The organism is Thiorhodococcus minor, from assembly GCF_010820565.1.
GTDB lineage: Bacteria > Pseudomonadota > Gammaproteobacteria > Chromatiales > Chromatiaceae > Thiorhodococcus > Thiorhodococcus minor.
On sequence record NZ_JAAIJQ010000041.1, the window covers coordinates 30,041 to 51,276 of the forward strand.

20 protein-coding genes and 1 pseudogene are annotated in these 21,236 nt (G+C 65.5%); 9 read left to right on the forward strand and 12 right to left on the reverse strand.

The window, feature by feature from the left end:
• The 5 genes from murA to G3446_RS14495 all read left to right on the forward strand — a co-directional run bounded on the left by murA (position 1) and on the right by G3446_RS14495 (position 5,073).
• Positions 1 to 1,281 carry a UDP-N-acetylglucosamine 1-carboxyvinyltransferase gene (gene murA, locus G3446_RS14475; RefSeq protein ID WP_164453541.1) on the forward strand — a complete coding sequence of 427 codons (1,281 nt, stop codon included), beginning with the start codon at positions 1 to 3 and terminating at the stop codon, positions 1,279 to 1,281.
• A complete protein-coding gene (gene hisG / locus G3446_RS14480; RefSeq protein WP_164453542.1) occupies positions 1,278 to 1,922 on the forward strand; it encodes an ATP phosphoribosyltransferase in 645 nt (214 codons plus the stop codon). Before murA ends, hisG begins: the two co-directional genes overlap by 4 nt.
• Before the next feature lie 62 nt (positions 1,923 to 1,984).
• Positions 1,985 to 3,292: a histidinol dehydrogenase gene (gene hisD / locus G3446_RS14485; RefSeq protein WP_164453543.1), complete on the forward strand. Its 1,308-nt coding sequence runs from the start codon at positions 1,985 to 1,987 to the stop codon at positions 3,290 to 3,292.
• The gene (gene hisC, locus G3446_RS14490) at positions 3,289 to 4,368 is read left to right on the forward strand and encodes a histidinol-phosphate transaminase (protein ID WP_164453544.1); all 1,080 of its coding nucleotides are present in this window, start codon (positions 3,289 to 3,291) and stop codon (positions 4,366 to 4,368) included. The genes hisD and hisC overlap by 4 nt, the downstream gene beginning before the upstream one ends.
• Before the next feature lie 234 nt (positions 4,369 to 4,602).
• On the forward strand, positions 4,603 to 5,073 hold the full coding sequence (locus tag G3446_RS14495; RefSeq protein ID WP_164453545.1) for a DUF29 domain-containing protein: 471 nt from the start codon (positions 4,603 to 4,605) through the stop codon (positions 5,071 to 5,073).
• 378 nt (positions 5,074 to 5,451) lie between these two features.
• Here G3446_RS14495 and G3446_RS14500 read toward each other — a convergent pair whose 3' ends face one another.
• Together G3446_RS14500 and G3446_RS14505 are read right to left on the reverse strand one after the other, a co-directional pair.
• Positions 5,452 to 5,754 carry a type II toxin-antitoxin system RelE/ParE family toxin gene (locus G3446_RS14500; protein WP_164453546.1) on the reverse strand — a complete coding sequence of 101 codons (303 nt, stop codon included), beginning with the start codon at positions 5,752 to 5,754 and terminating at the stop codon, positions 5,452 to 5,454.
• 6 nt (positions 5,755 to 5,760) lie between these two features.
• Positions 5,761 to 6,051: a type II toxin-antitoxin system ParD family antitoxin gene (locus G3446_RS14505; protein WP_164453547.1), complete on the reverse strand. Its 291-nt coding sequence runs from the start codon at positions 6,049 to 6,051 to the stop codon at positions 5,761 to 5,763.
• Positions 6,052 to 6,156: 105 nt separating this feature from the next.
• On the opposite strand from G3446_RS14505, the gene G3446_RS14510 reads away from it, so the two are divergent.
• On the forward strand, positions 6,157 to 6,447 hold the full coding sequence (locus G3446_RS14510) for a DUF29 family protein (protein ID WP_245232513.1): 291 nt from the start codon (positions 6,157 to 6,159) through the stop codon (positions 6,445 to 6,447).
• Positions 6,448 to 6,468: 21 nt separating this feature from the next.
• Here G3446_RS14510 and G3446_RS14515 read toward each other — a convergent pair whose 3' ends face one another.
• Positions 6,469 to 7,344 carry a TauD/TfdA family dioxygenase gene (locus G3446_RS14515; RefSeq protein WP_164453548.1) on the reverse strand — a complete coding sequence of 292 codons (876 nt, stop codon included), beginning with the start codon at positions 7,342 to 7,344 and terminating at the stop codon, positions 6,469 to 6,471.
• 214 nt (positions 7,345 to 7,558) lie between these two features.
• Here G3446_RS14515 and G3446_RS14520 point away from each other — a divergent pair, with 214 nt between their 5' ends.
• Complete coding sequence (locus tag G3446_RS14520; protein WP_164453549.1) at positions 7,559 to 8,899, forward strand: sigma 54-interacting transcriptional regulator; 1,341 nt, start codon at positions 7,559 to 7,561, stop codon at positions 8,897 to 8,899.
• 144 nt (positions 8,900 to 9,043) lie between these two features.
• On the opposite strand, the gene tssH is transcribed toward G3446_RS14520, so the two are convergent.
• A complete protein-coding gene (gene tssH, locus G3446_RS14525; RefSeq protein WP_164453550.1) occupies positions 9,044 to 11,809 on the reverse strand; it encodes a type VI secretion system ATPase TssH in 2,766 nt (921 codons plus the stop codon).
• A 171-nt stretch (positions 11,810 to 11,980) separates the two neighbouring features.
• Here tssH and G3446_RS14530 point away from each other — a divergent pair, with 171 nt between their 5' ends.
• Positions 11,981 to 12,235 carry a type II toxin-antitoxin system Phd/YefM family antitoxin gene (locus G3446_RS14530; RefSeq protein WP_164453551.1) on the forward strand — a complete coding sequence of 85 codons (255 nt, stop codon included), beginning with the start codon at positions 11,981 to 11,983 and terminating at the stop codon, positions 12,233 to 12,235.
• Positions 12,232 to 12,486: pseudogene (locus G3446_RS14535) on the forward strand (Txe/YoeB family addiction module toxin). Before G3446_RS14530 ends, G3446_RS14535 begins: the two are co-directional and overlap by 4 nt.
• Positions 12,487 to 12,601: 115 nt before the next feature.
• Here G3446_RS14535 and tssG read toward each other — a convergent pair.
• The 8 genes from tssG to tssA all read right to left on the reverse strand — a co-directional run bounded on the left by tssG (position 12,602) and on the right by tssA (position 20,924).
• Complete coding sequence (tssG, locus tag G3446_RS14540; RefSeq protein WP_342450116.1) at positions 12,602 to 13,603, reverse strand: type VI secretion system baseplate subunit TssG; 1,002 nt, start codon at positions 13,601 to 13,603, stop codon at positions 12,602 to 12,604.
• Positions 13,604 to 13,605: 2 nt separating this feature from the next.
• Positions 13,606 to 15,477: a type VI secretion system baseplate subunit TssF gene (tssF, locus tag G3446_RS14545; RefSeq protein WP_164453553.1), complete on the reverse strand. Its 1,872-nt coding sequence runs from the start codon at positions 15,475 to 15,477 to the stop codon at positions 13,606 to 13,608.
• 1 nt (position 15,478) lies between these two features.
• Positions 15,479 to 15,991: a type VI secretion system baseplate subunit TssE gene (tssE, locus tag G3446_RS14550; protein ID WP_164453554.1), complete on the reverse strand. Its 513-nt coding sequence runs from the start codon at positions 15,989 to 15,991 to the stop codon at positions 15,479 to 15,481.
• Positions 15,984 to 16,823 carry a type VI secretion system accessory protein TagJ gene (locus G3446_RS14555; RefSeq protein ID WP_164453555.1) on the reverse strand — a complete coding sequence of 280 codons (840 nt, stop codon included), beginning with the start codon at positions 16,821 to 16,823 and terminating at the stop codon, positions 15,984 to 15,986. The genes tssE and G3446_RS14555 overlap by 8 nt, the downstream gene beginning before the upstream one ends.
• A gap of 120 nt (positions 16,824 to 16,943) precedes the next feature.
• Positions 16,944 to 17,426, reverse strand: coding sequence for an Hcp family type VI secretion system effector (locus G3446_RS14560; protein ID WP_164453556.1), 483 nt, complete (start codon positions 17,424 to 17,426; stop codon positions 16,944 to 16,946).
• A 190-nt stretch (positions 17,427 to 17,616) separates the two neighbouring features.
• The gene (gene tssC, locus G3446_RS14565) at positions 17,617 to 19,110 is read right to left on the reverse strand and encodes a type VI secretion system contractile sheath large subunit (protein WP_164453557.1); all 1,494 of its coding nucleotides are present in this window, start codon (positions 19,108 to 19,110) and stop codon (positions 17,617 to 17,619) included.
• 2 nt (positions 19,111 to 19,112) lie between these two features.
• Complete coding sequence (tssB, locus tag G3446_RS14570; protein ID WP_164453558.1) at positions 19,113 to 19,655, reverse strand: type VI secretion system contractile sheath small subunit; 543 nt, start codon at positions 19,653 to 19,655, stop codon at positions 19,113 to 19,115.
• 216 nt (positions 19,656 to 19,871) lie between these two features.
• Complete coding sequence (gene tssA / locus G3446_RS14575) at positions 19,872 to 20,924, reverse strand: type VI secretion system protein TssA (protein WP_164453559.1); 1,053 nt, start codon at positions 20,922 to 20,924, stop codon at positions 19,872 to 19,874.
• Between the last annotated feature and the right edge of the window lie 312 nt (positions 20,925 to 21,236).

The window sequence follows — 21,236 nt, forward strand, 5'->3', positions numbered from 1 at the left end:
ATGGATAAACTCCTCATCACAGGCGGCCAGGCACTTCAGGGGCGCGTGCGTGCGTCCGGGGCAAAGAACGCCGCCCTCCCCATTCTGGCCGCGACCCTCTTGGCCGATGGTCCAGTCAGGCTCACGAACGTGCCGCACCTGCGTGACATCAACACCATGCTCGCGCTCTTGGGGCGCATGGGCGCGCGGCTGGAGCGCACCGCGGAGGGCGCCGTCACCGTGCAGCCGGCGGCCCTCACCAGCTTCGTGGCCCCCTATGAGCTGGTGAAGACCATGCGCGCCTCGATCCTGGTGCTCGGCCCCCTGGTGGCGCGCTACGGCCAGGCCGACGTCTCCTTGCCGGGGGGATGTGCCATCGGCGCCAGGCCCGTGAATCTCCACATCGACGGACTCCGCGCCTTGGGTGCGGAGGTCAGCGTGGACAGCGGCTACATCCGCGCGCGGGCGAAGCGGCTCAAGGGCGCTCGGCTGGTGATGGAGATGGTCTCGGTCACCGGGACCGAGAACCTCATGATGGCGGCCGCCCTCGCCGACGGAGAGACGCTCATAGAGAACGCTGCGCGCGAGCCCGAGATCGCGGATCTGGCGGACTTCCTCAATGCCATGGGCGCCCGCATCCAGGGCGCGGGCACGGCGGAGATCCGGATTCAGGGCGTCGAGCGCTTGGGTGGTGCCGAGTATCGCGTCATGCCCGACCGGATCGAGAGCGGCACCTTCTTGGTCGGGGCCGCGATGACGGGTGGCTGTGTTCGTGTCGAGGAGACCCGCCCGGATTGTCTGGATGCCGTGATTCAGAAGCTGCGCGAGGCCGGTGGCGCGGTCGAGGTCGGTCCGGACTGGATCGAGCTGGACATGCGTGGCCGCAGGCCGCGCTCCGTGGACATCCACACGGCGCCGCACCCGGCGTTTCCCACTGACATGCAGGCCCAGTTCTGCGCGCTGAATGCGATCGCTGAGGGGGTTGGCGTGGTGACGGAGACCATCTTCGAGAACCGCTTCATGCATGTTCCCGAGCTTCAGCGCATGGGTGCCGACATTCGGGTGGAGGGGAATCTGGCCGTCTGCCATGGCGTTGGCGGCTTGACCGCGGCCCCGGTCATGGCGACGGACCTGCGCGCCTCGGCCGGGCTCGTCCTCGCCGGGCTGGTCGCCGCGGGAGAGACCATGGTCGACCGCATCTATCACCTCGATCGCGGCTATGAGACCATGGAGGCGAAGCTCTCGGGCTTGGGTGCGAGCATCGAGCGCATCTCCGGGGGCAATGGGACCGCAACGCCATGAATCTGAATGCCCCACTGACGATTGCCCTCTCCAAGGGCCGTATCTTCGACCAAACATTGCCGCTGCTTGCACACGCGGGCATCGAGCCCCTTGACGACCCGGAGACCAGCCGTAAGCTGATCCTTGAGACGTCCAGTCCAAAGGTCAAATTCGTCATCATCCGCGCGAGCGACGTACCGACCTATGTTCAATACGGTGCCGCCGACCTGGGTGTCGCCGGCAAGGATGTGCTGCTCGAGCATGGCGGCGAAGGCCTCTACGAGCCGCTCGACCTCGGCATCGCCCGCTGCCGCTTGATGGTGGCCGGTCTGCCCGACGCGCTCGAGCCGACCTCCAGACGGCTGCGCATCGCCACCAAGTATGTCCATAGCGCCGAGCGCTATTTCGCCTCCAAGGGCCAGCAGGTCGAGATCATCAAGCTCTACGGCTCCATGGAGCTGGCGCCCTTGGTCGGCTTGTCCGATCTGATCGTGGACCTGGTCGAGAGCGGCAATACACTCAAAGCCAACGGTTTGGTGCCCCTGGAGCATATCGCGGACATCAGCTCGCGGCTGGTCGTCAATAAGGCGTCCTGGAAGATGAAGCACGAGGCGGTGAGTGCGCTGCTCGAGTGCCTTCGCGAGGCCGTCGGGCAGCGGTGAGGGATGCGCCCAGGCAGCCGTCATTTCAGCGTGAACTTTCAATTCCAAACAGTGACATCGTCGTGACCGAGATCAAACGTCTTTCTACCGCGGATTCCGACTATCAGGCACGGATCGCCGATCTGCTGGCCTGGGAGTCCGTGTCGGATGACAGGGTCCAGCAGACCGTCGCCGAGATCATTCGCGAGGTCCGCGCCCGCGGTGACGCGGCCTTGATCGACTACACCAGCCGTTTCGACCGCTGGACCCCAGCGAGCGCGGCGGACCTCGAGCTGCCAAAGGCCCGCTTGGAGGCGGCTTGGGGCAAGATTCCGGCCGCTCAGCGCGCCGCACTCGAGAAGGCGGCCGAGCGCATCCGCGCCTATGCCGAGCACCAGAAGACGAGCGGCTGGAGCTACCGCGAGCCGGACGGCACCCTGCTCGGTCAGCAGGTGACGCCGCTCGATCGCGCCGGGCTCTATGTCCCTGGGGGCAAGGCGGCCTATCCCTCCTCCGTGCTCATGAACGCCATTCCCGCCAAGGTGGCCGGTGTCGCCGAGCTGATCATGGTGGTGCCGACGCCCGACGGTGAGCTGAACGAGCTGGTCCTCGCCGCCGCCCATGTCTCGGGCGTCGACCGCGCCTTCGCCATCGGTGGCGCCCAAGCGGTCGCGGCCCTGGCCTATGGCACGGAATCCATCCCTGGCGTCGACAAGGTTGTGGGACCAGGCAACATCTATGTCGCCACCGCCAAGCGGGCCGTCTTTGGTCAGGTCGGCATCGACATGGTCGCTGGCCCATCGGAGATCTTGGTCGTCTGCGACGGCGGGACGGATCCCGACTGGATCGCCATGGACCTCTTCTCCCAGGCCGAGCACGACGAGGATGCCCAGTCGATCCTGGTGAGCTGGGATGCCGGTTTTCTCGATCGCGTCGCCGCCAGCATCGACAAGCTGCTGCCGACCATGGAGCGCCAGGAGATCATCTCCGCCGCCCTGCGCGCACGCGGGGCCCTGATCCAGGCGCGCGATCTGGACGACGCCATCGATGTCGCCAACTTCATCGCCCCCGAGCACTTGGAGCTATCGGTCGAGGACCCCGAGGCCATCGTCGGCCGCATCCGCCACGCGGGCGCCATCTTCATGGGGCGCTACACCGCCGAGGCCTTGGGCGATTACTGCGCCGGTCCCAACCACGTGCTGCCGACCTCGCGCACGGCGCGCTTCTCCTCGCCGCTCGGCGTCTACGACTTCCAGAAACGCTCCAGCCTCATCATGGCCTCGCGGGCCGGCTCGGCCGAGCTGTCCAAGACCGCCTCCGTGCTGGCGCGCGGCGAGGGGCTGACCGCCCACGCGCGCTCCGCCGAATACCGCGGAGAAGGCGCGGAATGAAGGCCCGCATCGATGCCCTGGTGCGGCCCGAGATCCGTGCGCTCAAGGCCTACCACGTCCCCGAGGCGACGGGCCTGATCAAGTTGGATGCCATGGAGAATCCCTATGGCTGGCCCGATGCGCTCAAGGCCGAATGGCTCGAGACGCTGCGCGCGGTCGAGCCGAATCGCTATCCGGATCCGCAAGGGGAAGATCTGCAGCTGGCCATCCGTGCGGCCATGGATATCCCGGAGGACATGGGCCTGCTGCTGGGCAATGGCTCGGACGAGCTGATCCAGATGATCGCGCTCACGGTCGCGCAGTCCGGCCGCAAGATCCTCTCGGTCGATCCCGGCTTCGTCATGTACCGCATGATCGGGCTCTTCGCCGGCATGGAGTACCTGGGCGTGCCGCTCGAGGCCGAGGACTTCTCGCTCGACCTGGATGCCATGCTCGCGGCGATCGAGCGCGAGCAGCCGGCGCTGGTCTATCTGGCCTATCCCAACAACCCGACCGGCAACCGCTTCGACGCCGACGACATGGTGCGCATCATCGAGATGGCACCCGGGCTGGTCATCGTCGATGAGGCCTATTCCCCCTTCACCGACTGCAGCTTCATGGGCTTGCTCGGCGACTGGGAGAACCTCCTGGTCATGCGCACCGTCTCCAAGATGGGGCTGGCCGGTCTGCGTCTGGGTTATCTCGTCGGCCCCAAGCCTTGGCTGGACGAGATCGACAAGGTCCGGCTGCCCTACAATATCAACGTGCTGACCCAGGTCTCCGCGGCCTTCGCCCTGAAGCACAAGGCGATGCTGGACGAGCAGACGCACAGCATCCGCGTCGAGCGCGGTCATCTCATGGAAGGTCTCGGTCGGCTTCCGGGCATCCATCCCTATCCGAGCGAGGCCAACTTCATCCTGACGCGCATGCCTGAAGGACGCGCGGACGCCATCTTCGCCGGCCTCAAGGAGCGCAAGATCCTGGTCAAGAACCTGAACGGCGCGCACCCAATGCTCGAGGACTGTCTGCGCCTGACGGTTGGCTCGCCGGACGAGAACGCCGCCCTGCTGGACGCGCTCGGTCCCCTGCTCGCTTGAGCCGAGCTCCGGAATGCGGAGCCGCAAAGGCGCCAAGGCCGGTCGGGCGGACGAGCGAGAGCGAAGTCCACCGAATCCCGCGCCGGTGGCTGTTGGCGGACCGCGCTGGGCTTGCCCGCCGACGAGAGACTGCAGGGCGAGACGCTTTCTAGGTTGAGCGCCTCGACTTGGGCTTGAGCACCCGAGGCTATACTTGTCCGGGTGCATCACAAGCATGAGCCTCGTCATCCCGACATGACTGACCTGACCACACTCTACCAGACCGACTACGCCGCCTGGGCGCAACGCAACGCCGAGCTGCTGCGCGAGCGACGCTTCGACGAGCTCGATATCGAGCATCTGCTGGAGGAGCTCAGCGACATGAGCAAGAGCGATCGCCGCGAGCTGCACAGCCGTTTGCTGGTGCTGCTGGCGCATTTGCTCAAATGGGAGTTTCAATATCGCTCGCTCTCCGAGCGGTGGCGCGAATTCAAAGGCGACAGCTGGCGCTCGACCATCGTCGAGCAGCGCGAGCAGCTTGCCGATTTGCTGCGCCAATCCCCCGGCCTGAAGTCTGCCGTCGATGGGGCCATTGCCGACGCCTATCCGGTCGCGGTCCGTCTCGCCCACAAGGAGACCCGGCTGCCCAAGACCATATTTCCTGAAATCTGTCCCTATAGCCGCGACCAGGTCTTCGACGACGACTTCTATCCCGAGTCGGAATGAGTATCTCGAATGCGCCCTTGTCGAGACGGCATCCCTCATGCCCGGTCCGCCCGGCGGTGCTAGCCGAGAAACATCCAGATGCCGGACTTTCTGGCTGACAGGCCGCTCATCCGTTCGGATGACGCATAGGACACCTAAGAGCCCTTCTAAGACAAGGCTCTTAGGTGATCTCCTGAAATGATCCTACCCAGAACAGCGCCTCCAGTAGGATGGGCAAAGCCCCTGGCACGCCGGCGCGTATGGGGAAGCCGTTTGTGGGGCGTGCCCACCCAGGTCGCTCAGGCGCCTGGACGATGGGCAGGCTGCGCTTTGCCCATCCTCGGGGAATCTGTTTCCCGGAAATCACCTAGGCTGGCTGCTGGTGGCTGTCAGGTCCTCCTAGGGACAATTGTCCGTTAGCAGTGCCAGAACATCACGTGCACCATGCACCACGCGGACGACCTCGATACCATCCGTGATCTCGCGATACAGGATGAGATACCGTCGCATCGGAAAGTAGCGCAGTCCCGGCGCAATATCTGGCCGCGCTGGACCCAGGGACGGTTGATCCCGAAGAAGCATTAGCTTCTCCTCAATGTCATCTAGAATACGGTCGGCGGCGCGCCTATCACCCGGCGCAATGTAGAGCCAGATGTCGATTAGATCTTCCTCGGCTTGGGCCGTCCGCTTGATGTTTGGCATTGTCCCTCATGCCCTTGGCTCTTGAGTCTCCTCAGCGTCGACAAGCCGCCGCCGGGCCTCAGTCTTGACCGCCGCCATATCGGTGAAACGTCCCTGTCCACTCGCAAGGCCTTCCTGCCAAAGACGCCGCAGCTCCTCCACTTCGCTCTGCTCCAGGGCACGCCGCTTCTTCCAGTCCCGCAGCGCTTCCCGCATGACCTCGCTGGTTGAGGCATACTCGCCGCTCTCGACAGCTTCGCGCACAACGGCCAGCATTTCGGGCGTTAGCGCCACACTCACCTTTTCGACGTTCGCCATGACCCGTATCCCCTGATTTAAAGGTCGTAAGGATTCCTACTATAGAGCAAGAAGACGTCTCTAGAGCTCCAGCAGCTCGACATCCTCATCGCGCATCTGCTCAAGCTGCAGGTTCAGGTCGACCGAGCGCGCACCAATGAAAAGGGCTGGCGCGACACCATCAGGACGCAGCGCAGATCGCTGTTGTGGCATCTGGATCAAAATCCCGGACTCAAGAGCCCGGCGCAGATGACGAAAGCCCTGGAAACTACTTGGGGTGACGGGCGCGATTTGGCGATCCGCGAGACTGGCCTGGATCCCGACCTCTTTCCCGAGGACAACCCCTTCAGTGCCGAGCACCTGCTAGACCCGGACAACGCGGTCTGGTATTCGCTCGCCTGGGATGTGCGCACCTGATCTTGTGCGCGAGCGCCTCGCTCAGGTCCCTTCGATCCGGTCGTAGTAGCGTGCCCGGTAAAGCAAGCGGGGTGCGCTTCCGTCCGTGAAGCCGGTACGGGTGTGCAGCGCATTGTTGCTCACCAGTCCCCAGCCGGACTTCAACCGCCCCTTGAAGTGCCAGGGCGAGCCTTCCTTGAGGATGCCTTTGAGGCAGGCGACGGCCTCGGCGGTCAGCCCGTCCTCGCGCCAGCGGATGTTGCGCGAGCGGTTGGTGAAGCGCATGTGGAGGCGCCCGTCGGGCCTCACCGAGAAGACAGGTCCGGGCTGGTCGGGACGCACCTGCTCGCCGTCGACGAAGCTGGCCGGAATCGTCATGCACTCCGGGTGCATGAGGGCGCGGATGTAGTCGGGCGACTTGTCGCGCACAAGGATGTAGGCGATCTCCTGATCCAGCAGGGCGTTCTCTCCGCCGCTCTCGGCCGGCTGAACGCAATGGAGGAGTAGGGCGAAGATCTCGCGGTCCGGGCTGTTGTAATAGCCGTCCGTGTGCCAGTCGATGGGGCGGTTGGAGTAGGGGATGTAGTCTCGATGCCCGGCATCCGTCTGCACCGTCAATGAGGTGATGGCGTCCTCGTCGGCACCTCGGTTGTGATCGAGTCGATGCAGTCCGAAGCGCGCGCCGATCGCCGTCGGGATGGCCTTGTCCGGGTCGTCCCCGGTCTGACCGACATAGATGGCCATGTTGGCTCGGCGGCAGCGCTCCAGGATGGCGGCATGCTCGCTGTCCGTCAGGCGGCGCGGATCACCGATCTCGACGACCAGGTCGGTGAGCGCCGTCGGAGCCTGGGCCAGCTTTTCATCGCGCCAGCGGCGGTAGGCGTCTTCGTTGTCCAAATCGAAGGGTGAATCGAGCATTGGGGGTGGCGCTCCTCTCCTGATGGGCTCTAGGGCACTTTGGGCTGGGCATCATCGGCCTTCGCCGATTGGAGGGCAACGCTAATCGGCGCGCTCGCGGAAGGCATTGACGCCTGTCAGCTGCCGCTGATGGGCCGTCAGGGGTGCACATCGCCATGCCAGTGCTTGCTACCATTGACGCATTGGCCCAGCCATTGGATCGACTGCACAGCCCATGTCAACGGCGGATCCCAGCTCCACCCAGATTATGCCAGCGGCCGATGAGGCCGCCCGAAAGATCCGTCTCGAGCGCATCGAGCTGGAGATCCTCTCGGGACCGGACGCCGGTCGCGAGGTCAAGCTGACGCTGCCGAGCGTGAAGATCGGAACCGCCCCAGACAACGACGTCATGCTCACGGACCGCACGGTCTCGCGGCACCATGCCGAGATCCGCATGACCCAGGAGGGCCTGCTGCTCAGCGATCTGGGCTCCACCAACGGGACCTTTCTCAACGGACTCAGGGTCAAGGAGGCCTATCTGGGAACAGACAGCGTGCTTACCCTGGGATCCACAGAGATCCGCATCGGCGCCGGCACGGAGGAGCGGCCCTACGAGGTCGCCCAAGAGAGCCGCCTCGGCGGACTGGTCGGTGGCACAGAGCCCATGCGTGAGCTCTACGGCCTTATCAAGGTGGTGGCGCCGACGCCGACCACGGTGCTCATCACCGGCGAGTCCGGCTCGGGCAAGGAGGTCGTCGCGACCGCGCTGCATGAGCTGTCGGGCCGGCGCGGGCCATTGGTCGTCTTCGATGCCTCTGTCACCGATCCCGAGATGGTGCGCAACGACCTCTTCGGACACATCAAAGGGGCCTTCACCGGGGCGACCGGCTCGCGGGAAGGCGCCTTTCGCCGCGCGGACGGCGGAACCCTCTTCATCGACGAGATCGGCGAGCTGCCGTTGGATTTGCAGCCAAGGCTGCTGCGGGCGCTCGAGAGCCGCGAGGTGGTGCCGGTCGGATCGGATCAGTCCGTCAAGGTCGATGTGCGTGTCATCGCCGCGACCCACCGAAACCTCGAGGCCATGGTGCAAGCCGGGGAGTTTCGCGCCGATCTCTACTACCGCCTCTCGGTCATCTGCCTGCAGGTGCCGCCGCTGCGTGAGATCAAGCCCGACATCCCGCTGCTCGTGCAGAGCTTCGCCGACAAGATGGGTATGCCCTGTCGGCTGACGGCAGACGCCGAGCGCGCCCTGCTGGGCTATCACTGGCCCGGCAACGTCCGTGAGCTGCGCAACGTCCTGGAGCGGGCGGCCGTGCTCTGTCGCAGCCAGGAGATCCGACCCGAGCACCTGCGCCTGAGGGATCTCGGCGGGGCCTCCCAGCCCAGCCCCATGGGCGATACCTCCGGCGGCTCATCCGCCGCCGTGGCCCAGTCCCCCGCCGAGCTCAAGGCGATGGAGCGCCAGATGATCAGTGACGCCATGGCACGCAACGGCAACAACAAGACCGCCGTCGCCCGCGAGCTTGGGATTCCGCTCTCGACGCTCAAGCGGCGGATCGCCGAGTACGGGCTGTGACAGCTTCCAGCTCCCAGCTCCCAGCCGTTGCTTCGTCGAGCCTTGAGCCCTTGACGGACTCATCCATCGGGTGAAGCCTGGGGCGCCAAAGATCCGTTAACTGACTGATTCCAAGAAGCTGGAGGCTGGCAGCTTCTTCACGAATCACTCGAACCCATATTGGAAGTTGCCATTCGCAACGCCGATGTGCACCTGCTCGATCGGCTTGCCTTCCATCATTCGGGTCAGGAATTCCTCGCTGATCTTGGGTAGGACGGTGTTGGTCAGGATGGCGTCGATCATGCGGCCGCCGCTCTCCAGCTCGGTGCAGCGCGAGGCGATGAGCTTGACGACGGCGTCGTCATAGCTGAGCGGCACCCGATGGTTCTCTTGCACGCGCCGGGCGATGCGGCCGAGCTGCAGCCGCGCGATGGCGCCGATCATCTCCTCGTTGAGCGGGTAGTAGGGGATGGTGACCAGGCGTCCGAGCAGGGCGGGCGGGAAGACTTTGAGCAGGGGCTCGCGCAGGGCCTTGGCGATGTCCTCTGGCTCGGGGATCAGCTCGGGATCGCTGCAGAGGCGCACGATGAGGTCGGTGCCGACATTGGTGGTGAGCAGGATGAGGCAGTGCTTGAAGTCGATGACGCGCCCCTCGCCGTCCTCCATCCAGCCCTTGTCGAAGACCTGGAAGAAGATCTCGTGGACGTCTGGGTGGGCCTTCTCGACCTCGTCGAGCAGAACGACCGAGTAGGGCCGGCGCCGCACGGCCTCGGTGAGAATGCCGCCCTCGCCATAGCCGACATAGCCGGGCGGGGCGCCCTTGAGGGTGGAGACGGTGTGCGCCTCTTGGTACTCGCTCATGTTGATGGTGATGACGTTCTGCTCGCCGCCGTAGAGGGTTTCGGCCAGGGCGAGGGCGGTCTCGGTCTTGCCGACGCCCGAGCTGCCGGCGAGCAGGAAGACGCCGATGGGCTTGTTGGGGTTGTCGAGCTTGGCGCGGGAGGTCTGGATGCGCCGGGCGATCATGTCCAGCGCATGGCGCTGGCCGATGATGCGCTGCTCCAGGGTGTCCGCCAGCTTGAGGATGGACTCCAGCTCGTTCCTGACCATGCGGCCGACCGGGATGCCGGTCCAGCTCTCGACCACGGCGGCGACCGCCTGGTGGTCGACGGTCGGGAGGATGAGCGGATGCTCGCCCTGCAGGCCGTGGAGCTGGGCCTGTAGATCCTTGAGCTGGGTCAGCAGGGCGTCGCGATCGGCCTCGGGCATCGGTTCGGGCAGCGTGGTGGACTCGGCCTGGTCGGCGGTCTGGACCTGGGTCGTCTCGGCCGCGGCGTCGGCGGCCTCCTCCAGCTCGGTCGCCGTCCCCTCGACCTTGCCGGTCTTGCCCCGCAGTTGGCCGCGGATCTGGAGGATCTGCTCGACCAGCGCCTTCTCCTGCTCCCAGCGGGCTTCGACCTCGGTGAGACGGGCCTGCTCGGTCGCCAGCTTCTCGGCCGCGGCGGCTTCGCGCTCGGCCGTGTCGATGCCGACGACCGTCTCGCGCCGGATGATCGCCAGCTCGTTCTCCAGCGCGCCGATGCGCTTGCGGCAATCGTCGACCTCGGGCGGGACGGCGTGCTGGCTGATGGCGACCCGCGCGGAGGCCGTGTCCAGCAGGCTCACGGACTTGTCCGGGAGCTGGCGCGCCGGGATGTAGCGGTGCGACAGCCGTACCGATGCCTCCAGCGCCTCGTCCAGGATCTGCACCCGATGGTGCTGCTCCATGGTCGAGGCGACCCCGCGCATCATGAGGATGGCCTTCTCCTCGCTCGGCTCGCCGATCTGCACCACCTGGAAGCGCCGGGTCAGCGCCGGGTCCTTCTCGATGTGCTTTTTGTACTCGGCCCAGGTGGTCGCCGCGACCGTGCGCAGGGTGCCGCGCGCGAGCGCGGGCTTGAGCAGGTTGGCGGCATCGCCGGTGCCGGCCGCGCCGCCCGCGCCGACCAGGGTATGGGCCTCGTCGATGAAGAGGATGATCGGCTTCTGGGACGCCTGAACCTCCTCGATCACCGAGCGCAGACGCTGCTCGAACTCGCCCTTCATGCTGGCGCCGGCCTGGAGCAGGCCGACGTCGAGGGTGCGCAGGGTCACGTCCTTGAGCGGCGGCGGGACGTCTCCGGCGACGATCTTGAGCGCGAAGCCCTCGACCACGGCGGTCTTACCCACGCCGGCCTCGCCGGTCAGGATGGGGTTGTTCTGACGACGGCGCATGAGGATGTCGACGATCTGGCGGATCTCGGCGTCGCGCCCCACGATGGGGTCGAGCTTGCCCTTAAGTGCCTGCTCGGTGAGGTCGACGGTGAAACGCTTGAGCGCCTCCTGCTTGCCCATGGCGGCCGGTGCGATGGCGTCGCTTGCCTCGCCGGGTGCGGCGCCTCCGAATTGGGATCCGTCCTGGGATCCCATGGACTCCTCCGGCGAGCCGCCGAGGATCTCGCCGAAGCGTTCGCACAGGGTATCCAGCTTGATCTTGTCGAATTCCTTGGAGATGGCGGGCAGGGCGTTCTTGAGTCCGGGTGTCTTGAGGATGCCGACGACCAGGTGCCCGGTGCGCACCTGGGACTCCTTGAACATGAGGCTGCCGTAGACCCAGCCGCGCTCGACCGCCTCTTCTACATGTGCGGAGAGGTCCGAGATGGAGGTCGCGCCGGCCGGCAGCCGGTCCAGTGACTCGGTGACGTCCTTCACCAGCCGGGCCGGGTCGATCCCGAACGCCTTGATGATCCGATGCAGGTCCGAGTCCTGCAGTTGCAGGATCTGGTGAATCCAATGCACCAGCTCGACATAGGGATTCCCACGCAGCTTGCAGAAGACCGTGGCGCTCTCGATAGCCTTGTAGCCGATCCGGTTGAGCTTGCCGAACAGGGCGACGCGACTGATGTCGGGCATGGTGGTTTCCTCTCAGTTGTTCTCGGACTGCGCCCGCTCACAGGCGTTTGGCCTATGCGCGCTGGTCTTGTCGCTCCAGAGGGAGCCGCTTACGCTCCTCGGTTTCTGTTGCGTACGAAAATACGTACGCCTACGCTCTGGGGTATCACGGACTGCTTCGGGGTCGACGACATGGATTCCATCAGCTACTCGGGATTCAGGGCCAATCTGGCCGACACCCTCGACAAGGTCAACGACGATCACAAGCCGGTCTTGATCACGCGCCAGAACGGCAAGCCCGCGGTCGTCATGAGCCTGGAGGATTTCCAGTCCTATGAAGAGACCGCGTACCTGATGAGCGGCCCCAAGAACGCCGAGCGCCTGAGCCGCGCCATTGCCGAGGTCGAGGCAGGCCATCTGACTCAGCACGATCTCATCGACCCATGATCCTTTCCTGGGCGGAAGCCGCCTGGGAGGATTACCTCTATTGGCAGCAGACGGATCGCAAAACGCTCAAGCGCGTCAACACACTGATCAAAGACATCCAACGCCAGCCGTTCTCCGGACTTGGTGACCCCGAGCCGCTGAGGCACAACTGATCCGGCTATTGGTCGCGGCGGATCGACCGCGAGCACCGGCTGGTTTACAAGGTGACTGAATCGGCGCTGATCATCGTCCAGTGTCGTTATCACTATTGATCGCTTCCGCTGGCTTTCGCGGTGCTCCGGGCCTCGCTTGGTCGGTGGGAGCGGCGCCTCGCCGCGATCCGGTGCCAGTCGCGCCGGGGCGGCGCTCCCACGTTGGCACGCGCCTTCATGCCGTTGCGGTCAGGAACCGCAGCGGCTGCAGCTTCAAATCATCCGGATCCTGCTCCGGCGTCCCGCTGGTCGCCCAGGTCGTCCAGCCGAGCTGGCTCTGGCCGCCGAGCTGCATCGGCGGTGTGTCCTCGCGGCGCAGGACCAGGTTCAGCTCCCAATCCAGCTCGTCTCCGAGGTAGTTCCGCACGATGGCGACCAGCCGCGCGAGGCTGGCGCCTCCGGGCAGCATGCGGCGGTAGTCGTCGAGACCCAAGGGGCCGAGCTGGATGCGGAACCTGTACTGACGGTCCCAGACGCGTGCGCCGACGATGGTGGTCAGGCCCAGGCTGCCGGTCTCAGGCGAGCCGCCGAGCTGCCATTGGGAGCCGCGCGGCAGCTGGAGCCAGTGTCCGACGAATTCCTCGATGCGTGCCGGGAGTCCGAAGAAGTCCGCGATCATGGCGGTCAAGCCCTCGGGGTGGCGGCTCTGCGCGACCAGGCGCCCGGCGTAGTGCAGCTTGGCGAGGTCCGGCATGGCGTCGCGTGCGCGGAATGACGGCATGCCCTGTCCGAAGAGCGCGGCCAGATAGACGGAGAAACGATCGCTCTCGGGGCGGTCGAAGCTGACGGTCGGGCGTCCGTTGGCCCAGGCGCGATAGAAGAGCGCCAGCATGCGATGGTGGAAGATGTCGGCGAAGCGCGCGAAGGTCGGATCGCCGGCCGTGCGCTCGCGCTCGCGGGCATACTCGCTCAGGTGTAGCGGCAGCGGACCATTGGGGCCAAAAAGGCCCAGGAAGTAGACGGCCAGACGCGGCGGCTGTCCGGGCTTCTCCCAGCGGAAGTCCGACAAGGTCGCGGGCGCGAAGCTGAGCGAGGGGTCTTGTGCGAGACGCACCGGCTCCTCGGCCGGTCGGGATGTCTGGCCGATGCGCGGATGGTCGCGATGGGCGCACTCGAGCTGACGCAGCGCTTGGAAGAAGCCGAACCCATAGGGCGACTCCCGCAAGGCTTGCAGCACGGCTAGCTGGTCTGACGTCGACCGATTCTCGCTGGCCACCGCATGACCTCGCCGTCGTCCGGGGTGTTGATGACAGTCTCCGTGAAGGAATTGATGGAGACGTATTTCGCGAAGAACTGCTCCAGCACCGCGCCCAAGAGGAAGACGCCACTGCCCTCGAAGGCGCTGGGCTCGAGGGTCAGTCTCACTTGCAGACCCCTTGCATAGGTCACGCGTCCAGGATCCGGCAGTCTTCGCGTGATGGGGGTGGTTTGAACCGCCTGCACACCCTCGACCTGGCGGCGGGTGGCGGCGTCGCTCAGCTCACCATAGAGCGCCAGCAGCTCGCGCAGCGCGGTCGCGCCCCGCTCCCCGTCCTCGTTGCTGAGCGAGAGATAGTTGAGCGAGAGGTGGCTGATGAGGCGCCAGGCGCTGTCGCCCTTGGGGAAGGAGGGGCGCGGTTTGGTCGGCCCGGCGACGCAGCGGATGGACTGCACGGGGGCGCTGATCTCCAGGGAAAAATCCGTGTTGCCCTTGCCGAGGGGCAGCTGCAAGGGCAGGTCGCGGTTGGTGCAGAGGGTGCCGATCGCGAGCTGCCGCAGGCTGTGCCGATAGGGGGCCTGGTCTGGGTCGACCAGGCCGATGAAGACCTCGCTGCCAATGTAGCTGGAGCGCGGTCCGCGCAGTTGCTGCTGGGCCGAAGGGACGCGCGGCTCGCGGTGGAGCGTGTAATAGGCGCGGTGGGCGCGCCCGCCAACGACGTCCTGCGAGGTGTAGAAGGGCAGGAAGGGCTGCTCCGGATCGGTATGGGCGCCGATGCCGACGACCTCCTTGATGCTGAAGACCTCATAGTCCATCGGCCGGGTTCGGTCCGCCACCACATGGTGCTCATGGCTGCGGTTGCTCAGGTGGATGCGGTCGGCCCGTTTGGGGAAGAGATTGATGGCCGGGGTGCAGTGGAGGGCGAAATAGGAGGCGTCGAAGGCGTCTTCGTCCAACAGGCCACTCTGATCGAGCAGCACGACGATGTCGAGCTGGGACTCGGCACAGCGTTTGACGGATTGCCGTAGCCCGGTGAAGTCGACGAAGAGATAGCGGTCCGGGAAGGCGAAATACTCTTGTAGCAGTCGATAGCCCTGGAAGGATTGCGGGCCATAGGGCAGCAAGGCCTCATGGTCGTCGAAGCCAACGCGCTTGATGCTGCTCGGGTCGAGGCGTGTCTGCCATTCCGGCTCGTTCTTGCCCGGCCGCAGGATGACGGCCAAGGCATGGCCGAGCAGCTGCTCGTAGAGGCGCATGCGCAGCCCGTCGCCGCCGCGCAGAAAGAGGCGCAGGCGATCCAGCGGCAGCGCGTCGAAGGTGACCCCGGTGGCGCGCAGGCGAAAGCGAATGCCGGCCTTGACGCCCTTGATGCCCTGCCCGCCAGCGGCGACCGCGGCCGGCGTGCTGAGTGGCTTGGCCTCGATCAGCTCGATCGGCCAGAGGGTGACGTCGCTTGCGGTGCGGTACTCGCAGGCGGTGCGCTCGCCCTTGCCGAGGATGCTGCGCAGACTGGTCCCGCGCGGGATCTCGAAGCCCTTGGCAAGATCCCCCTTGCCCAGGTCGGGCTGGAGCTGGACCACCGCCATCGAGGGCACTGGCGCCAGATAGTGCGGATAGACCATCTCCAGCAGGTGCTGGGTGAAGCTGGGGAACTCGGCGTCGAGCTTGAGCTGAACGCGCGCCGCGAGGAAGGCGAATCCCTCCAGCAGACGCTCGACATAGGGGTCGGCGCAGTCGAAGCCGTCCATGCCGAGACGGCCGGCGATTTTGGGAAAGTCACGCGCGAACTCCGCCCCCATCTCGCGGATGAACTGCAGCTCGCGGTTGTAGTAGCGCAGGAAGTCTGGATCCATCTCAGCGGCCAGGTCCTGCCTGCTCGGTCACCTGGACGTCGCCGAGATCCAGGTCCAGCTCCGTCTTGAGATAGATGCGCAGAGGAACGGGCTGCGCCCAGAGCTCGCCTTCGATGTCGAAGGTGAGTGCATTGTGCGTCATGTGCTCGGGGTCGACCCTGGCGCGCACCCGGACCGTCTGACGCAGGATGCGCGGCTCGAAATCCCAGATGGCCTGCCGCACGGCGCGCTCGATCACCGTGATGTCGACGCCGGACGCGGTCAGGCCGGTCATGTCCGGGATGCCGTAGTTGACCACCGAGTGCTCCACATAGGGATAGTCCTCCAGGTCCTGCACGCTCTCCAGGCGGCCGGCGTTGAGCAGCCATGCCAGATCGCGCAGCACGCTCTCGCGGAGCTGACGCATGGAGATGACGCGCTTCTCGCGCGACTCCTGCTGCTTGTTGGGCGCGTCGTCGGTGAGTCGGTCCAGGAGCGCGGGCTGCAGGCGCTCGGCTTGGGTGAGCTCAGCCACCGCTTGGCTCGGCCGCGTCCGCCGCATCGCTGCCCGGTTGAGGCGCGACGTCCAAGTCGATTCGGCGGACATCCATGAGCGGATAGTCCCCGGAATCCGTGGCGAGCATCCGCTGCCCCAGCCCAAAATAGGTCCCGGGCGCCGGCTCCTGCCACTCGGTCTTGCGGGCGAGGCGGATCTGCTCGTCCTCGCTGGCGTCCGAGCCGGGATAGCGTGTCGGGATGAGGCCGACGGTCTCGCCCCCGTTGGCCCAGGTGAAGTAGGCCGGCATCCAGACGACGTCGCGCAGGTCGGCCGGCGCCTCGATCTGGATGCGGCCAATGCGATGGAAGGGAATCCAATAGTAGCGCCCCTCGACGATGGCCTCGAGGACGGGGCCGAGCCTGGGGTCGGCATCGGCGATCCAGGTGAAGGCCTGGCCGTCGATCCTGCCGCTGGTGGCTGGGGCGGCGGCAAAGGCCTCGTCGCGGAGTCGGGCGGCCTCCTCCAGCCGACCCTCGGCCATGCATTGCAGGGTCTCGAGCAGCAGGGCCAGCCAGTGCTCGGGATCGCCGAAAATCAATGGGGAGCGCTTGCCTGCGAAGATGGCCGCACGCAGGTACTCGCAGCGAATCGCCTCGCGATAGGTTTGCGCCATCGGCAGGGCGGCCGGATCCATCTGCGCCGATACCTCGAGCTGATTGAGCGCCCGCTCCCAGTCCCCCTGAACGGCCAGGAGCTGGAAGAGAAAGATCCGGTGCTTAGGATTGGCCGCGTCCTTGCGGACGCCCTGTTTGAGCTCCGTCAGCGCCTCGTCCAGACGGCCTTCGGCGAGAAGTTGCTCGGCGGACATGACTTGCTCCCCTTGGGTTTATCGTGCAGTAGACGAGCGCGTAGGCCGGGCCTCGTGCCTCGGCCCAGCCTACGCATCCTCATCATGGTGCAGGCTGCCGGCGTGTCGTCATCATCCCCATTAGGTCGGCAGCCCGGTCTTGAGGTCGAAGCCCTTGTCGGTGGCCTGCGTCTGCGTGCCGCCCGAGTCGAATTGCGTGTACTTCTGAATGATCTTGGTGAAGCTGATGGTGAAGCTCTCCATCGGCCGCTCGCCGCCGCTCGAGATCGAGTAGGAGGAGACGATCGGCTCGTAGAGCTCGTACTCCATGTAGACCTGGTCGGCGCCCTCGCCACCCGTCTGGATGAAGTGCACGATCGCCTTCTCGCAGATCTTCTTGCCGTAGATGGACTGGGCGAAGAGCTCGTTGGAGGAGATGTCGGCGTCCTTGGAGCAGGCGACCTCGCTGAAGTTGGGTGTGCTGGTCTCGCGGTCCTTGCCCGAGCCGCTGACGGTGATGGTGCGTGCCACGCCGAGCTGGATCGATGTCAGATTGATCCAGTTCTCGTGTCCGGATTGCTGCGCGTCGCCGCTGATGACTTGTTCGAAGTCGAGAAGAATCATGGGGGGCTCCTCAGTGGTCAGTGGTCAGTGGACAGCGAGTAGGGTGGACGAGCGAGAGCGAAGTCCACCGAATCCCGTGCCAGCGTTGGTGGACTGCGCTGCGCTTGTCCACCCTCAGAAGTCGACCGGGCGGAACGGTGGTCGACGCTCCTTCCCGAAATCCTGTCCATTCTTCTCTTCCCTGGGCTCACTACTTCTTGCCTGAGGGTAGCTTGGAGACCAAGCGCAGGGAGACGGTGAGGCCCTCCAGTTGATAGTGCGGACGCAGGAAGAACTTCGAGGTGTAGTACCCCGGGTTGCCCTCGACCTCCTCGACCACGACCTCGGCGCCGGCCAGCGGCCGCCGTGCCTTATCGGCCTCCGTGGCGGTGGCCGGGTTGTTGAGCACGTACTTGCCGATCCAGTTGTTGAGCCAGGTCTCCATGTCGGCGCGCTCCTTGAAGGAGCCGATCTTGTCGCGCACGATGCACTTCAGGTAGTGCGCGAAGCGGCAGGTCGCGAAGAGATAGGGCAGACGCGCCGAGAGATTGGCGTTGGCCGTGGCATCCGGGTCGTCGTACTCGAACGGCTTCTGCAGCGACTGGGCGCCGATGAAGGCGGCGAAGTCCGAGTTCTTCTTGTGGATGAGCGGCATGAAGCCGTTCTTGGCCAGCTCGGCCTCGCGACGGTCGCTGATGGCGATCTCGGTCGGGCACTTCATGTCCACGCCGCCGTCGTCGGTCGGGAAGGTGTGGGTCGGCAGCCCTTCCACTGCGCCGCCGGACTCGATGCCGCGGATGCGGGAGCACCAGCCGAAGTATTTGAATGACCGGGTGATGTTGGTCGCCATGGCAAAGGCCGAGTTGGCCCAGGTGTACTTGTCGTGGTCCGCGCCCTCGGTGTCTTCCTCGAAGTCGAACTCGTCGACCGGGTTGGTCTTGGCCCCATAGGGCAGGCGCGAGAGGAAGCGCGGCATCGCCAGGCCGATGTAGCGTGCGTCGTCGGATTCACGCAGCGAGCGCCAGGCGGCGTACTCCGGCGTCTGGAAGATCTTGGTGAGGTCGCGCGGATTGGCCAGCTCGCCCCAGGAGTCCATCTGCATCACCGAGGGGCCGGCGCCGCCGATGAAGGGGGCGTGCATGGCCGCGCAGACCTTCGAGAGCTCCCCCAGGCACTCCACGTCAGGCGGGCTGTGGTCGAAGTAGTAGTCGCCGACCAGGCAGCCGAAGGGCTCGCCGCCGAACTGACCGTACTCTTCCTCGTACATCTTCTTGAACAGCGGGCTCTGATCCCAGGCCGTGCCCTTGAACTTGCGCAGGGTCTTGTGGACGTCCTTCTTGGAGATGTTCATGACCCGGATCTTGAGCATCTCGTCCGTTTCGGTGTTGTTCACCAGGTAGTGCAGTCCGCGCCAGGCGCCTTCCAGCTGCTGGAAGTCCTGGTGGTGCATGATGAGATTGACCTGCTCGGAGAGCTTCTTGTCGATCTCCGCGATGATGGACTCAATGGTGCGCAGCACGTCCGTGGAGACGGTGACGGTTCCGGCAAGCGCCTGCTCGGCCAGGGTCTTGACGGCCTCGGTCACGGCCTCCTTGGCGCGCTCGGACTTCGGGCGGAACTCCTTCTCCAGCAAGGCACTGAAATCGCGGGCCTCGAGGGCTTCGCCCGCGGCCTGCGGCTGGACTTGGGTTTCTGCTTCGGCCATGGTCAAGCCTCCGTCTTCGTGGATTCGTCACCGGCCTCGGGCGGCGTGGCCTCTTTCGGCTTGGGCGCTGAGGCGAGCGACTGCAGCAGTGCCGGGTCCTGGAGGGCCTTAGCGATCAGCTCCTCGGCCCCGGACTTGCCGTCCATGTAGCTCATGAGGTTTGAGAGCTGCTCGCGCGCCTGCAGCAGCTTGTTGAGCGCGTCGACCTTGCGGGCGACGGCCGCCGGCGAGAAGTCGTCCATGCTCTCGAAGGTGATGTCGACGCTCAGATTGCCCTCGCCGGTCAGGGTGTTGGGGACCTGGAAGGCGACGCGCGGCTTCATCGCCTTGATCCGATCGTCGAAGTTGTCGACGTCGATCTCCAGGAACTTGCGATCCGCGACCGCCGGCAGGGACTCCGCGGGCTTGCCGGAGAGATCGGACATCACGCCCATGACGAAGGGCAGCTGAATGGTCTTCTCGGCGCCATAGAGCTCGACGTCGTATTCGATCTGGACCCGTGGTGCACGGTTTCTCGCGATGAATTTCTGACTGCTTTCCGCCATGGGAGCCTCCCCTGGTTAGCTGATCTGAAGCGCCCGCTCGGGGGCGTCGATGATCGTTGCGCCCGGTCGTTCTCCGTAGGGTGGGCAAGCGCAGCGCAGTCCACCAACGCCGGCGCGGGATTCGGTGGACTTCGCTCGCGATCGTCCACCCTACTGGTCTGTGCCATGGATAGCCCGGGCCGAATGCGTGCCGGCAGGGCACTTGAATCAGGGTTTCTAGTTTTCCGACTCCGGCCCCCGGATCACCTGCGCCTGCGATAGGCCATCCGGAGCCAGGTCCTCCAAGATCTCCAGAAAATCCTTGGAGACGAGCCGCTTGGCCCGGCTCAAGAGCAGCGGGATGGGGCTGGATGGCTCCTGGCGACGGTAGTAGTCGATGAGGAGGTCCAGTGCGCGCACCACGTCCGCTCGATTGTTGATCGCGTCCAAGCCGCTCGAAGCAACGGGCTTGCCAGTCGGTGCCGCGGCGGGTACGTCGTCTAGGATCTCTCCATCCGTCTCCCCGGCGCTCGGGGCCGCACCGCCGCGCGCTTGCAGGGGCGTCGCAACGGCCTTGCGCGCGAGCTCGATCATGTCCGCGAGGGGCGAGAGGTCTGGGCTGGCATCGATGCCGACGGCCTCGGTCAGCTGGGTCTCGATGGTCCGCGCAAGCTCCAGCGAGCCGTCGATGGCGTCCATTGTGGCCTGCAGCTGGTCCAGATCGACCTCCTGGAAGGCCGCGTCGATCAGCTGTGGCTCGGGTGCGTCCCCCTTGTCGTCCTTGGGCGGCGGCAGCTCCCTATGCGCGATCTGCAGGTCGCGCAGGCTGAAGCTGCCGATGCCGCGCGCGCTCACCAGGGGCGCGTCGCGCAGCGCCTCGAGCGTGGCCTCGGCGTCGGCCAGGGTTAGAAGGGTATTGATGCGCAGGGTAGGGTCGTTGTCGTCGTCGGGATCCAGCCTGGGATGGACGGGCTCCCAGTACCGCTCGATCAGACCTTGGATGAGACCCAGGCCGTCGCGGAAGCCAGGCCAGCCCTTGGTGCGGATGAGGGCGCGCGTGAGATGGGTCGCGACGCGGAGATCCTTGGTGCGTACCAGCAGCTCCAAGGCCTGGCGCTCGACCTCGGACCACTCGGGCTCTTCCGCCGGGATGATGGTGTCGCCGAACTGCTGCTCGGGCTTGCCCTCAGTGGCGCGCTCCAGCGCGCCATAGGCTGGATCGTACTCGAGATCCTCTCCACAAGGTGCCTCAGGAGAAACCTCTCGGAGCAGACCTTGGATATCGATCAACGCCGTACTCCTATTCGGCATCGGGATCCGGCAGTGAGCTCATGCGCGAGCGGGATGCTGCGGGATGCCGATGCGCCAATCGGGCCGTCGCCGGATCAAGATGACCTGAGCCTAATCCATGGCGATGCGGCGACGGGCGGTCTTGTCGATCTTCGAGCGAGGTCGCTCGTCTGAGCGGAGGATCGCGCGCGGCTCGGACTGCCAAGCGCGGCGAATACCCTCGTGCCCTCCTAGGTAGTGCCTGGCCGAAAAGTCTGTTTCATCTTACGGGACAATGGCTTAAAATATGACCCCATGGTCGAAGTTTCGGCG